Raw genomic sequence first — 13,166 nt, 5'->3', positions numbered from 1 at the left:
TGACATTTTACCGTGAGTCTTAGCAGTAACGTTCTTTTTATAGCTATACCCTAGGAAAAGGGTTATTATTTAGGTATGGGGAAACTCTTTTAAGGGAAACAAACAGAAACAGCAGATATCAAATATACCAACAAGTGGTGCTATCGGGAATAGCGCCGGGTGGGGCTGTTGCTGGGGTAACGGCATACAAGGAGCACAAAAAGGGTCGGGGGAAAAGAATGATGAACCTCGAAAAGGCCTTACACTTAGCGCGGGAGGAATTCGGACGGCGGGTTACCTCCGTTATGGGCGTCAAAGCAGGGGTAAGGATAGATCTTGAAGGAAGGCTTGTGGTGCCGCTTTACGGACGTGTGTACGCTTTACCCGTTCGGGATGGGGAGGATGTAGCGCCCACGGTGGAAATTCTCCTGCTGCACTACTTGACGCGAGCATCCGGCCTGCTACCGGAAGGAGAGAAGGTTTCCTTTAAAGAATTGCCTGACGGTTTTATCTACAACGGGCCTTTCGCGAACAGAGTTATCCGGCCCCTGGTGGCGACGTTTGGCAAGGAACCATCACTGCTTCTGAAGGCGGGGGAGCGGTTGGGTGGGAAGCCTGCGCCTTTCGGGGATGCGGCCGTCGAGCTTCCGGCTTTGCCGCGTGTCCCCATAACCTTTATTATCTGGGGCGGTGACGCGGAGTTTCCGCCCAACGGCGGCGTTCTCTTCGACGCTACGGTTCCTGGGTATCTCAGTACGGAAGATTGTGTGGTACTAGCGCAGATGGGCGTGGGCGCTTTGCGTGCTGTGCTAAAAACTTTGAGTTAAGGGGGTTCAGGGTCTTGCTTTGCCGAGAAAAAACGCTCTATTCTGAATATCCTTTTCGAGGCAAGATTCTCAACGTTCGGGTTGACCGGGTACTCCTGCCTGACGGCCGGATAAGCACGCGCGAGGTGGTCGAGCATTCCGGGGCGGTTGCTATTGTGCCGCTTACTGAAACACTTGAGGTTGTTATGGTCCGGCAATACCGCCACCCGGTTGGCCGAGAGCTGCTCGAAATCCCGGCGGGTAAGATCGAGGCTGGCGAGGAGCCCGAGGCTTGCGCGCGGCGAGAGTTGGCCGAAGAGGTGGGGCTTAAGGCCAGGCGTTTGGAGTTAATCGGCCGTTTTTATCCAACTCCGGGTTTTGCCAACGAACTTACACACCTTTACCTGGCGAGGGACCTGATTCCTGGCACGGCGGCGCCGGACGACGGGGAGTTTTTAGAGATTGTCCGGTTACCCTTTACTGAAGCCCTAGCGATGGCCCTGCGGGGGGAGATATGTGACGCTAAGACGATCTGCGGGCTACTTCTGACAAGCCGGATGCTCGAAGGGGTGGGAAAAGGGTAGCCGGAAAAGCGGCGCCGCTCATTTGTAAAGCGAACGGTAAACGATCTGATCTCCTTCGAGCACGGCCTTGGCGGCAATCAACGGCCTGCCCGGCGGCGTACCACTGATGCCGGCGATGGAGAGGGTTACAGGCGCAAAGCGGCCGGCGACGACCACCGCAGTGCGGTCACCGTAAAGGCCGGCGGTGGCCCGCCCGGCAAGGTGGCCGAGAACCACAATGCTCCCGCCGGCGCTCACCTGGGCACCGGGGTGAACGTCTCCGGTAACCACGAGATGCCTCTCGGTTTTAACGGTTTGCCCTGCGCGGAGACTCCGGTTAAGGAGCAGCGCGGGCTCACCTATACCCGGTAACGCGGCGGGTTCCGGCGGTATGGTGGAAAGAACTTGCTGGTGTTTGGAGCAGATAGCGTTGCTGGGCGTGGCGGTTAATCTTCGTGCTACGGGCCTACCCGCAGACGGGTAAGTGATATCGTCCGTATAAATCAATCCGTAGCGGGCTACGATCCGGAGGAGTTCCTGCCTGTGTTCAGCAGGGATTTCAGTCTGGCCGTTATAAAAGGTGACCCGTGCCCCTTTAAAGAAATCGCGGGCCTGTTCCAACTGGTGGAGCAGGCTTTCTTTGAGTTCATCAAAGGTGCGGGCGGGGTTGAGCATGATTACAAGACCGTTGCGTGTTCCTTTAATCTGCACACCCTGCATTCTGCCCACTTTTTTCACCCCGGCTCTTAAAAATCAACGGTTTCTCAAAAGAAACTATTCGGGATAAACCGAATTTTTCCTTCTTTATCCTGCACGGGCAGAAAAATGTTGCCGCTTTTTCCCGCTGGGGGCGCTTTTCAAAAAAAGACGGGTATATTAATATAACGAGTAACTTGTTTTCTCCTCCTGTCCGACAATTATTTTATAGTCAAAGGAGGTAGTCTGTTTTGCCGGAGTGGCGTAAGGATCCGGTGGTGGACCGGTGGGTTGCGGTAAGCACAGAGCGGGCGAAGCGTCCTACGGATTACCGTCCGCCCCTTGAACAGAAAAAGCAGGAGCGGTGCCCGCTTTGCGAAGGGCACGAGGGCGATACCCCGCCCGAAGTGCTTGCTTTTCGGAAGCCGGGTAGCGAACCTAACCGGCCGGGCTGGTGGGTCCGGGTGGTTCCTAATAAATTTCCGGCCTGTCGGGTCGAAGAAGATAATAAGGTAACTCGTAAGGATATTTATTATACCTGGTGCGGCGTCGGCGCGCACGAAGTGATTATTGAGACTACCGACCACGAGCCGAACCTGATCAACCAGACCGAATGGCAGGTAGCGGAAGTGATCTGGGCGTGGCGGGCCCGTTCTCTTGACCTGCGCCGGGATACCAGGCTAAAGTACATTTCAATTTTTAAAAATAAAGGGTCGGTGGCGGGCGCTTCCCTGGAGCATACCCACTCCCAACTGATCGCTATACCGATGGTCCCTGCCGAGATTAAAGAGGAACTCGCCGGCGTTCGCGCTTACCGGGAGGAGCGGGGGAGATGCGTTTACTGTGATGTTTGGCAGCATGAAGCGGCAACCGGCGAACGAGTGGTGGTGGAGGGGAGCCACTTTATCTCTTTTGTTCCCTACGCAGCACGTTTTCCTTTCGAGATGTGGGTTTTACCTAAGGAGCACCAGCGTGATTTTGCGGCGATCCACGAGGCCGGGGTACGGGATCTGGCTTCTGTGCTGCGCGAGTCTTTGCGACGCCTGGCGTGGACGGTTTATGACCCGCCTTATAACCTGGTGCTGCATACCTGCCCGGTTAATGACGGTGGCGGCGAGGACTACCACTGGCATATTGAAATCCTCCCGCGGCTGACGATTATCGCGGGTTTTGAGCTTGGTACCGGCTGCTATATCAACCCGACCCCACCGGAGATGGCCGCCGCCGCCTTGCGGGAGGCCGGGAAATGGTGTCCGGAGGTTATCTCTGCGGTTCAGGAGGTGCGCGCTGGTGTTTGACCGCCCTTTAAAGATCCTGATGGTTGCTTCGGAAGTCGTTCCTTTTGCGAAAGTAGGGGGGTTGGCCGATGTTGCCGGTTCCCTGCCGAAAGCCCTGGCTTTCGGCGCAGACGAGCAAGGTAATGACGTCCGAATTGTTCTCCCCCACTATAAGGGAATCGAAGGTGTGGATTATGCACTTGATTTCCCTGTTGCTGTCGCAGGACGGTTAAGAACCTGTATCCTAAGAAAGGCAAGAATTGAGGCCCAGTACAAAGGACAGACGCGCGAGATTCCCGTTTACCTGACCGGAAATTACCACTACTTTTACCGGGACGGGATTTACGCCTTCCCCGATGATGCCGAGCGCTTCGCCTTCTTTTGCTTTGCTGTGCTGGAGATGTTGCCCCGGCTGGGATGGCAGCCGGATATCATCCATTGTAACGATTGGCAGACGGGGCCGATCCCCCTGCTCCTCAAGACACATTACGCACACGACCCGTTTTACCAGAAGATTTCCACCGTTTATACGATTCATAACCTGCAGTACCAAGGTAATTTCCCACGGGAAACCCTGCGGCTCTTCAATCTCGGTGACGAATACTTCCGCCCTGAGCGCCTCGAGTTTTACGGCACCTTTAGTTTTATGAAGGCGGGCATCCTTTACGCGGACGTCATCAGCACGGTGAGCAGGACCTACGCCCAGGAGATCCAGACGCCAGCCTTTGGGGAGCGGATGGACGGCCTGCTGCGGATGCGCGCTAAGGATCTCTACGGCATTGTGAACGGGATCAACTATCACGAGTTCAACCCGGCCACCGACCCGCGCATCCACCGGAACTACAGCGCCGATAACGTTGCGGACAAAAAAGAAAACAAGTTCGCCCTGCAAAAAGAGATGGAACTGCCGATCAGGGACGTTCCGGTTCTGGGAATTGTTTCTCGGCTGGTGGCCCAAAAGGGGCTGGACCTTATCGACGAAATTGCTGAGGAGTTGATGCAGCTCGACATCCAGCTTGTTGTTTTAGGTACCGGCGATCCTTACTACCATAAGATGTTCGAAAGGCTCAAACGGTCTTACCCGCAGAAGATCGGGCTGCAAATCGGCTTCAACCCTGTTTTAGCCCAGCGCATCTACGCAGGGGCAGACATCTTTTTGATGCCTTCGCGGTTTGAACCTTGCGGCCTGGGGCAGTTGATCGCCATGCGTTACGGAACGATTCCGGTGGTCCGGGCAACAGGAGGGTTGGCCGACACGGTGACAGAGTTTAACCCGGCGACGCTTTGCGGTAACGGCTTTGTTTTCACCGACTGTAGCGGCAGAGAACTTTACGCCGCGATTACCCGTGCTTTGAAACTTTACCGGGATAACCCTGATCTCTGGCAGCGCATAGTGAAGAACGCGATGCTCTCAGACTTCTCGTGGGCGCGGTCGGCAGTAGAGTACTTGCAGCTATACCGGGAGGCTATCTCCCGTAACGCAGTTGCGCTGCGGACGGCGTGAGACCCTTTACGCCGGTGCGGCAGGGAACGTTTAAGCCCCGACGGTTATTTAGGTTGGCGTTTTTACCGGTCAGGCAGGTGGCTCTTTCCCCTGGGTTTCGGGCTCCCAGGAGATGGCGTTGATTTCGATGCGCCCTTCGCTGTTAAGGTTAGCGTGAACCTCGCGTTGCGGCTTGGTGATTTCGGCTACCTGCCTGCCTACGTAAAGCACCACGCCGGGATAAGACTTCTTGATCTCAATCTTTTTATTGCTGGGTACCTTAACGACGGTCTTAACCGCGATCTCGGATCCGGCGAGGCCAATGAAAACGTTATCTTGAGCCTCTATTTCACCACTGCGAAAAATGCCTAGGACTTTAACACTGCCACCGGCCCGGATATTCGAATTAAATGCTCCCTGGCCCGTTATCTGAACGTTACCGGTAGCCTCAAGATCGCTGTTGAGCACGTATTGGGCCGTTATTCCTGCCTGGGCCCCGGAGGCAAGCTTGGTAACCTCTATCTGGAGCGAGACGATCTCTTTTAGGGTATTTAGAACGTTTTCTAAACTCTGCTCCGTAGCCAGACCAAATTTGAGAAAGAGGTCGCTCAAGCTCGAAATGGTTTCCCGCCAGGGAGGCGGTACCTTGATTTTAAATTGTGGTGCCGTTTCTATTAATTTAACCAGTTCCTTAACCGCATGAGGAAGGCGCTGGTATTGGCTGTCGATTAACATCAGGAGGGCGCCTGGGGGGGTAAGTTTACGGCCGCGGGCGGCCGCGTGCTGGAGCGCTGGCTCCACGTTGCGCAGCGCCTGGGTTAAAAGCTGGGCCACTTCGGTGACTGCCTGTCTAACCTTTTCGAAGTATACTTTTGGGCCGCCTGCCCGGACCGTACTACCGATGATGCTCCGGGCTACGACGTCGCCTTCGGCGACGACGGTAGCTTCGGCGACCTCGCCACCGACAAAAACCTTTCCAGTGGCCTCTACCCGCATCGCTTCGCGCACGCTACCGGCGATTTCTACATCACCCTTAAAGATTACGTGACCGGTTTCGAGGTTTACATCCCCCTTGATTTTAAGGTAGGGTTCCACCGAACATAGATGGCGGTTACCTGCCTGGCGGATGACCGGTCGGCCGCTCACTGTCGCTATTACCGATTTGGCGTCAGGGGAAAGGGTAGCGCCGGCGCCTGCCTCCAGCTCAACGGTTTTCGGCGGCGGTGGTTCAATAGGCGTACCGTCGACGCGGAAGCCCGGTTTCCCGGGTACTCCGGGTTGCTTAACCGCCAGGACGGCCCCAGCTTCTACGGAAGGGAAGCGGCCCAGGTTACGGTAATCGACTGTTCCGTTTTCGAAGATTACCGGTCTGGCCTCACCATCTACACAACAGGTAACCAGAACCTTTTCGTCGACTGGTGGTTCGGGGCTTTTCCCTTCAGCGATGAGGAGGCGTCCGTTGGTGGGCTTTTCGTAAAGGGAGGCGATTGCTGCTTCTAAGATGCCGTGGGTGACGTGGTTTTCGGTGAGGAGGCGGCGCAACCCCTCTTTATCGAGCGGCATCAGTTCTTCAGTTACCGGCACCGCTTCTAAGACAAGGTTTTGCTGAGGCTCGGTATCGGCGAGCCGGTAGGTGGTGCGTTTCGTCAGGCGGACGTCGAGGTAAGCCTTGAGTTTGGTCGGGGCGACCAGAACCGCAATTCTCCCGGGCTCTTCGTACGTTTCGGGGATGATTTCGATTTTATCTTTTTCGCAAACGGGCGTTAACCCTTGTTGTTCGGTGCCGTTGACGATAAGGCGAATGCCCGGGCCAGGGGAAATGAGGGCTGGCGGGCCGCTTTCTCCGGGATCACGAACAAAAATTTTCCCGTCCTTAACCCAGGCTACTCCGGGTTCTATTAACTGGCTTTCTGACAAGGCGCTCACCTCCGCGGTCGGCTTAAAACGAAAATTCGACAAAATTACCCAAAATCCTTCCTTATTATTTCTGACTATTTACTTTAAGGAGCCATTTTCTTATACTGTTGCCAAATGATTACGGAGGGGATATTCTTTGCCGGAAGAGTTGCTCCAGGGGGAAATTTCCCGGCGGGTGCAGGGGTTTCAGCAGCGCCTGCAGGCGGAGGGGATTACGGCGGCCCTTCTGACTCAGAGTGCGGATATCCTCTACTACTCCGGGACTTGTCAGAGCGGGCACCTTTATATTCCGGCGGTAGGAGAGCCGGTTTTCATGGTCCGCCGGGATTACGAACAGGCACACCTGACGGCGGCGCTGAAAAACGTGGTGCCTTTGCAGCGTTTCGGAGAGATTCCCGAGACCCTCAGCAGCTTCGGTTTGCCAAAGCCGGAGGTTCTAGGGTATGAGGGCGATGTCCTGCCGGTGAGCATCTATCTCCGGTACCAGAAATTGTTTCCAGGTACCCGCTTTATCGATGTTTCCAGATTCATCCGCCAGCAACGGGCGGTAAAGTCGCTCTACGAGATTGAAATCCTGGCGGAGGGCGGCCGTCGCCTGGACCAGATGCTCGCTGCTGTGCCGCGGGTAGCGGCGGTGGGCCGAACGGAGGTGGAGATGGCGGGCCTTCTGGAGGGGGAGGCGAGGCGGCTCGGGCACCAGGGGCTGGTGCGGTTTCGCGGGATGAACTATGATTTTTTTATGGGACACTTGCTCACCGGGCCGAGTGGGGCGGCGCCGTCCTTTTTTGACGGGCCGGTTTGCGGGCCGGGTCTTGACCCGAGCTTCGCGTTTGGTGCCGGATGGCGGCGGCTTAAAGCCGATGAACCGCTCTATGTCGACTACGGCTTCGCCTACCGCGGTTATATCACCGACGCGACGCGTGTTTTCGTGATTGGAGAACTGAACGGGCGGCTGGCGCGGGCCCACGCCGTAGCGCTGGAGATCCAGGCAGCGGTTCTGGAGGCCGCCCGTCCGGGCGTGACGGGTGGGGCGCTTTACGAACTGGCGGTGGCGATGGCCCAGAAGGCGGACTTAGCGGATAATTTTCAGGGCTGGCGGCAACCGGTCCGTTTTATCGGCCACGGGGTCGGTCTTGAGCTTAACGAGCTTCCCGTACTCGCCGCGGGAGTCGAGGAGCCTCTGACACCCGGAATGGTTTTTGCGCTTGAGCCGAAGTTTGTCTTTCCGGGTGAAGGAGCGGTGGGCATCGAAAATACGGTAGTCATGACTGAAAACGGGGTGAAACGGCTTACCAATTTCCCCGACGGCATTTACCGGCTGCGGTGATTTCTACGGCAGGAGGGCGATACCGAGAAAGCCACCGAGCGCTCCGCCCGAGGCAAGGAGGAAGAATTTTTTGAGTAGCATCCCGGAGGTTACGGGACCGGGCAAGACGGCTGCTGCGGCAAGCCACAGCAGAAGGAAAAGGGCCGTCCCGGTTGCGAGGCCGTGGATAAGACCGCGGTTGCCGGCGGCTCTTGCGGCGAGACTGCCCCCGAGCATACCGCTGAGGAAGAGGACGAAGGAAACGATGTAGGGAAAAGTCTTTTCGGAGAGGCTGGTGAAGTAGTAGGTGGCAGCCATAAGAAGGGTCCCGGTGAGGGAGGCTACGGCACCTATCAGCGTACCCCGGCCGATAGCAAGAAAATTTAGCCCGCGGGACCGTTCCTTTTCGAGTTCCAGACCCATATGCCCACCCCGTCTCTGGTATTGGTTGTGTTTTCTGAAAGATTTTTATGCCCTTGGTCTTTAAAAAATAACCAGAGTAGCGCCAAGAAAAGCCGCTTGCGTTGCAACTTGCACCGGGCGGTGGTAAAATTACTTTGGCCGGGTGGCCGCCGCAAGAGTTCTTGCCCGCTGACGGACGCGGGTTTCTTTAGTTTTCAAATCAAGGGACGGTTAAAGGAGTATGCAGATAGTGAAAAAACCGCGGGGTGTGGCCGACATCCTTCCGGGAGAAACGGAGCGGTGGCAGTACCTGGAGCGGGTAATTCACGAGCTGGCCAGGGTTTACGGCTACCGGGAGATAAGAACGCCCATCTTTGAATTTACCGCGCTCTTCCAACAGGGCGTGGGTGAGGATACCGATATCGTGACGAAAGAGATGTACTCCTTCCAAGACCGCCGGGGCAGGAGCCTTACCTTGCGCCCGGAAGGAACGGCAGGAGTAGTCCGGGCCTTTATCGAGAACGGGCTTCATACGTGGCCGCAGCCGGTAAAGCTATACTATATCGGGCCGATGTTCCGCTACGACCGCCCACAGACAGGGCGTTACCGACAGTTTCACCAGTTTGGGGCGGAGGTTTTCGGTGCGGCCGAGCCGGTGGCCGATGCCGAAGTAATCTGCTTCTTAATGGATTTTTACGCCCGGCTGGGACTGCAAGGGCTACAACTGGAGATCAATAGCGTCGGTTGCCCTACATGCCGCCAGGCCTTGGTCGCTGCGCTCCGGGAATATTTTTGGGGTAAGGCCGGTGGGCTATGTTCCCACTGCCTTCAGCGGGTGGAGCGGAATCCCCTCCGGATTCTGGATTGTAAGGAAGAGGGTTGCCGGGAGCTTCTCAAGGAGGCGCCGGTCCCGCTTGATTTCCTGTGCGACGGGTGCCGTAGCCATTTTGCTGCGGTTCAGAAGGAGCTTGCGGTCTGCGGGATAAGTTTTTCGGTTAACGGGCGTCTCGTGCGGGGCCTTGACTACTATACGGGTACCGCTTTTGAGGTTCTGGTTCCCGGGATCGGGGCCCAGAGCGCGATCGGCGGCGGTGGCCGCTACGATAAACTCGTCGAGACGTGTGGCGGACCGCCTACCCCCGGAGTCGGTTTTGCCGTCGGGTTAGAGCGGACCCTCCTCGCGCTTGCGGAGCAGGGGGTGGCGTTGCCCGGGGTGTCTGCCCCGAAGGTTTTTGTTGCCTTTGCGGGGGAGAGGGCAGCCGGGCGTGTGCCCGCAATTCTCCGGCGACTCCGGGCTGCCGGGATCGCGGCGGAGCGGGATTATGGTGGCCGGAGCCTCAAGGGACAGCTGAAACAGGCAAACAGGCGCGCCGCGCAATGGGTGGTTATCGTCGGCGAGGAGGAGCTCGACCGGGGTAATGTCTCCGTGCGCGCTATGGGTACGGGAGAGCAGGTGGAGGTTCCGGAGGCGGCGCTGGTTGCATGGCTCCGAAGAGCGCTTGGGCCGGTGAGAGACGGGGAGGAATGACCCTTTACTTTAGTGACGACAAGAAGTGGGAGGATTTTGGCGGTAATGGGAAGAGAAGTGTACCGTAGCGACTATTGCGGGGATTTGACGAAGCGGGACGTTGGGAGAAAGGTTATTCTGGCTGGATGGGTCCACCGGCGGCGGGACCACGGCGGTCTCATCTTTGTCGATCTCCGGGACCGCGAGGGGATTGTGCAGGTGGTCTTCAGCCCGGAGGTTAGCGCCGATGCGTTTAAGATAGCAGAAGCAGTCCGGGGCGAGTATGTTTTGCGGGTTGAGGGTGAAGTCTGCAGGCGGCCTCCGGGAACGGAAAACCCCAAGCTTAAAACCGGGGAAGTGGAGGTTTACGCAACCGCCTGTAAGATTCTCAACCGGGCCAAAACGCCGCCCTTCTTGGTCGAGGACGAGGTTAACGTTGACGAGGACCTGCGGCTCCGTTACCGCTACCTGGACCTGCGCCGGCCAGAGATGCAGGAAGCGCTCCGGATGCGCCACCGGGCGGCAAAGGTGATCCGTGATTTTTTAGACGCGCACGGCTTCTGGGAGATTGAGACACCTATGCTCACTAAGAGCACGCCGGAAGGAGCGCGCGACTATTTAGTGCCGAGTAGGGTGAACCCGGGGCGTTTTTATGCTTTGCCGCAGTCCCCCCAGCTTTTCAAGCAGATCTTAATGGTAGCCGGGATGGACCGCTACTTCCAGATCGTGCGCTGTTTCCGGGATGAGGACCTCCGTGCCGACCGGCAGCCCGAGTTCACCCAGATCGATATGGAGATGTCCTTTGTCGATGTGGACGACGTGCTCTCCCTCAGCGAGGCGCTTATTGCCGCGGTCTGCCGGGAGGTGGCGGGGGTTGAAGTGAAAACTCCTTTCCCGCGCCTTACCTACGCAGACGCGATGGCGTTTTACGGTACGGATAAGCCCGACATTCGTTACGGGATGAGGCTTACGGACGTTTCGGATCTCGTGGCCGGCAGCGAGTTCAAGGTTTTTGCGGGGGCGATTGCCGCGGGTGGTTGCGTTAAGGGGCTTGCGGTTCCCGGCGCAGCCTCCTTCAGCCGGCGGGAGATTGACGAGCTTACCCGCTACGCGGCTTTTTTCGGCGCGAAGGGTCTGGCCTATATCCAGCTTACGTCTGAGGGGCCAAAATCCCCTATCCTTAAGTTCTTTAAGCCGGGGGAAATTGAGGCGCTTGCCGGCCGGCTGGAGGCGGGCACGGGAGACCTCCTCCTTTTTGTCGCTGACCGGCCGCCGGTGGTGCAGCGTAGCCTCGGGGCGCTGCGCGCACATCTCGCGGCGATGCGCGGCTTTATTCCGGCGGGATTCGCCTTCTTGTGGATCGTCGATTTTCCGCTACTCGAGTACGATGAAGCAGAGCAGCGCTATGTTGCCGTCCACCATCCGTTCACTGCGCCGCGGGAGGAAGATATCCCGCTGCTGGCTACCGATCCGGGGCGGGTCCGGGCTAAGGCTTATGACCTGGTCTTAAACGGCGTCGAGCTTGGAGGCGGCAGTATCCGGATTCACCGGCGGGAGGTCCAGGAGGAGCTCTTCCGGACGATCGGTTTGCGGCCGGAGGAAGCTGTCGAGAAGTTCGGCTTCCTGCTTGAGGCCTTTGAGTACGGTGCGCCGCCGCACGGCGGGATCGCCTTCGGTTTTGACCGCCTGCTGATGTTGCTTCTCGGGCGAAAGACGATCCGGGATGTCATTCCCTTCCCGAAAACCCAGAGCGCCCAGGACTTGATGACAGGAGCGCCGGCACCCGTTACGGCGCACCAACTTGCGGAGCTACATATCCGACTGCAACTAAAAGAGCCAGCTGTAGCCCGGGCGCAGGTCTCTGGCCCGGCAATCGGGGGCAAAAGTAGTTAAGAGATCCGGTATTAGAACGAAAAATTTCGCGCAGAACGTTAAATTATGCCCTGTTTTCGCGATATAATTGATTAAGAGAGCTTTCAGACGGACGAAGCCAAAATGGGAGTGTAGTTTTGCCGCAGGAATTATCGCTTACGACGATGGCCCTTATGCTGTTAAGTGGCATGGGGCTTCTTTTGTACGGTATCAGCGTCATGAGCGAGGGCCTACAGAAAATCGCGGGCCACAGGCTGCGCCAGATCTTCGGCGCCGTAACCGACCGGCCCTTTCTCGGGGTCGTTGCCGGAGCGGTGGTTACGATCCTCTTCCAGAGCAGCACCGCGACGACGGTGATCCTGGTGGGGCTTGCGGCCGCGTCGGTGGTTACGCTGCGCCAGTGTCTGCCCGTGATTCTCGGTGCCGATATCGGGACCACGGTTACAGCCCAGCTCATCGCCCTCAAGGTTACGGAGATCTCGCTTCCCATCGTGGGTGTAGGGGCCCTCATCGTTTTTTTAGCAAGAAGGACCGCTACCGGCAGGTAGGGCAGGCGGTCATCGGCTTCGGGCTTCTCTTCTTGGGCCTGAAGATTATGGGAGACGCGATGGCACCCCCTGCGCTACTCGACTGTTTTAAGAGAGGCGCTACTGGGGGTAAGTTCCAGCCCGCTGCTGGCGATTCTGATCGCCGCGATCTTTACCTTCCTGATTCATAGCAGCGCGGCGGCCCTCGGCGTTATTGTGGTGCTGGCCTCCCAGGGCCTGATCGATACGCTTGCCGCCTTCTACTTTATTCTCGGCGCAAATGTTGGCTCCTCGTTTACGGCGGTATTCTCCAGTCTCGGTTCCCACCGCGAAGCGCAGCGGGTTGCAGCGGCGCATGTTTTAGCCAAGGTGGGGGGAACCGTTCTCGTGTTTCCTTTTGCGGTGCCGTTTGTCAACTGGTTGACCAGCGTTACTTCGTCACCCAGCTTCCAGGTGGCCAACGCCCATACCCTCTTTAATGTCTTCGTCACCTGTGCCTTTTTCCCGCTCCGCAATTTCGGTGCCCGGGCCCTGGAACGGCTGCTACCGGAAAAAAGATTCCCGATTTCGAACCGCGGTACCTGAACGAAGCCCTGCTCGACATCCCTTCGATTGCTCTGGGCCTAGCCTACCGGGAGGTTGCGCGGCTCTCGGGCGGAGGTGCTGCGGATGTTTCGGGATGTGGACCGGGTATTGCGCTTCAACAAGTACGATTTGACGGAGCGGATGATTTATAAGGAAAACGTAGTCAACACGCTCTTCTCGAAGGCGACGGCTTACATCACCCTCCTACTCCGGCGGCCTTTAAGCCGCCGGGAGTTCGAGAAGGGT

The 13,166-nt window shown here is 57.5% G+C and carries 10 protein-coding genes and 2 pseudogenes; 9 read left to right on the top strand and 3 right to left on the bottom strand.

What is annotated here, in order from left to right; genetic code table 11:
* The first annotated feature begins 218 nt into the window (after positions 1–218).
* The gene (locus ACUVTA_RS05695) at positions 219–806 is read left to right on the top strand and encodes a DUF3786 domain-containing protein (protein ID WP_445952002.1); all 588 of its coding nucleotides are present in this window, start codon (positions 219–221) and stop codon (positions 804–806) included.
* A gap of 14 nt (positions 807–820) precedes the next feature.
* Positions 821–1,369 (top strand): NUDIX domain-containing protein, encoded by a 549-nt coding sequence (locus ACUVTA_RS05690; RefSeq protein ID WP_445952001.1) that lies wholly within the window; start codon positions 821–823, stop codon positions 1,367–1,369.
* Between the two features lie 18 nt (positions 1,370–1,387).
* Here ACUVTA_RS05690 and ACUVTA_RS05685 read toward each other — a convergent pair whose 3' ends face one another.
* Positions 1,388–2,068 carry a septum site-determining protein MinC gene (locus ACUVTA_RS05685; protein ID WP_445952003.1) on the bottom strand — a complete coding sequence of 227 codons (681 nt, stop codon included), beginning with the start codon at positions 2,066–2,068 and terminating at the stop codon, positions 1,388–1,390.
* A gap of 227 nt (positions 2,069–2,295) precedes the next feature.
* Between ACUVTA_RS05685 and galT the strand changes: the two genes are divergently transcribed.
* Both galT and glgA read left to right on the top strand, forming a co-directional pair.
* Positions 2,296–3,342, top strand: coding sequence for a galactose-1-phosphate uridylyltransferase (galT, locus tag ACUVTA_RS05680; RefSeq protein ID WP_445952000.1), 1,047 nt, complete (start codon positions 2,296–2,298; stop codon positions 3,340–3,342).
* Positions 3,335–4,825 (top strand): glycogen synthase GlgA, encoded by a 1,491-nt coding sequence (gene glgA / locus ACUVTA_RS05675; protein ID WP_445951999.1) that lies wholly within the window; start codon positions 3,335–3,337, stop codon positions 4,823–4,825. The genes galT and glgA overlap by 8 nt, the downstream gene beginning before the upstream one ends.
* A gap of 69 nt (positions 4,826–4,894) precedes the next feature.
* Here the strand turns inward: glgA and ACUVTA_RS05670 are convergent, their stop codons facing one another.
* Complete coding sequence (locus tag ACUVTA_RS05670; RefSeq protein ID WP_445951998.1) at positions 4,895–6,721, bottom strand: DUF342 domain-containing protein; 1,827 nt, start codon at positions 6,719–6,721, stop codon at positions 4,895–4,897.
* A 136-nt stretch (positions 6,722–6,857) separates the two neighbouring features.
* Here ACUVTA_RS05670 and ACUVTA_RS05665 point away from each other — a divergent pair, with 136 nt between their 5' ends.
* On the top strand, positions 6,858–8,048 hold the full coding sequence (locus tag ACUVTA_RS05665; protein ID WP_445951997.1) for a M24 family metallopeptidase: 1,191 nt from the start codon (positions 6,858–6,860) through the stop codon (positions 8,046–8,048).
* Between the two features lie 3 nt (positions 8,049–8,051).
* Here the strand turns inward: ACUVTA_RS05665 and ACUVTA_RS05660 are convergent, their stop codons facing one another.
* The gene (locus ACUVTA_RS05660; RefSeq protein ID WP_445951996.1) at positions 8,052–8,450 is read right to left on the bottom strand and encodes a TIGR04086 family membrane protein; all 399 of its coding nucleotides are present in this window, start codon (positions 8,448–8,450) and stop codon (positions 8,052–8,054) included.
* A gap of 220 nt (positions 8,451–8,670) precedes the next feature.
* On the opposite strand from ACUVTA_RS05660, the gene hisS reads away from it, so the two are divergent.
* The 4 genes and pseudogenes from hisS to ACUVTA_RS05640 all read left to right on the top strand — a co-directional run.
* Positions 8,671–9,957, top strand: coding sequence for a histidine--tRNA ligase (hisS, locus tag ACUVTA_RS05655; RefSeq protein WP_445951995.1), 1,287 nt, complete (start codon positions 8,671–8,673; stop codon positions 9,955–9,957).
* A 45-nt stretch (positions 9,958–10,002) separates the two neighbouring features.
* Positions 10,003–11,829, top strand: a complete 1,827-nt coding sequence (aspS, locus tag ACUVTA_RS05650) for an aspartate--tRNA ligase (protein WP_445951994.1) — start codon at positions 10,003–10,005, stop codon at positions 11,827–11,829.
* A 143-nt stretch (positions 11,830–11,972) separates the two neighbouring features.
* Positions 11,973–12,920: pseudogene (locus tag ACUVTA_RS05645) on the top strand (Na/Pi cotransporter family protein).
* Positions 12,921–12,974: 54 nt separating this feature from the next.
* A pseudogene (locus tag ACUVTA_RS05640) lies at positions 12,975–13,166 on the top strand (Na/Pi cotransporter family protein); the annotation flags it as partial.

This window comes from Thermodesulfitimonas sp., assembly GCF_052743955.1.
This window is presented reverse-complemented; position numbering and strand designations above follow the sequence as displayed.

Bases quoted from the DNA above. Each gene is read 5' to 3' on its own strand.
- ACUVTA_RS05695 (WP_445952002.1), top strand. From the start codon at position 219: ATGATGAACCTCGAAAAGGCCTTACACTTAGCGCGGGAGGAATTCGGA.
- ACUVTA_RS05685 (WP_445952003.1), bottom strand. From the start codon at position 2,068: ATGCAGGGTGTGCAGATTAAAGGAACACGCAACGGTCTTGTAATCATG.
- ACUVTA_RS05660 (WP_445951996.1), bottom strand. From the start codon at position 8,450: ATGGGTCTGGAACTCGAAAAGGAACGGTCCCGCGGGCTAAATTTTCTT.
- hisS (WP_445951995.1), top strand. From the start codon at position 8,671: ATGCAGATAGTGAAAAAACCGCGGGGTGTGGCCGACATCCTTCCGGGA.
- aspS (WP_445951994.1), top strand. From the start codon at position 10,003: ATGGGAAGAGAAGTGTACCGTAGCGACTATTGCGGGGATTTGACGAAG.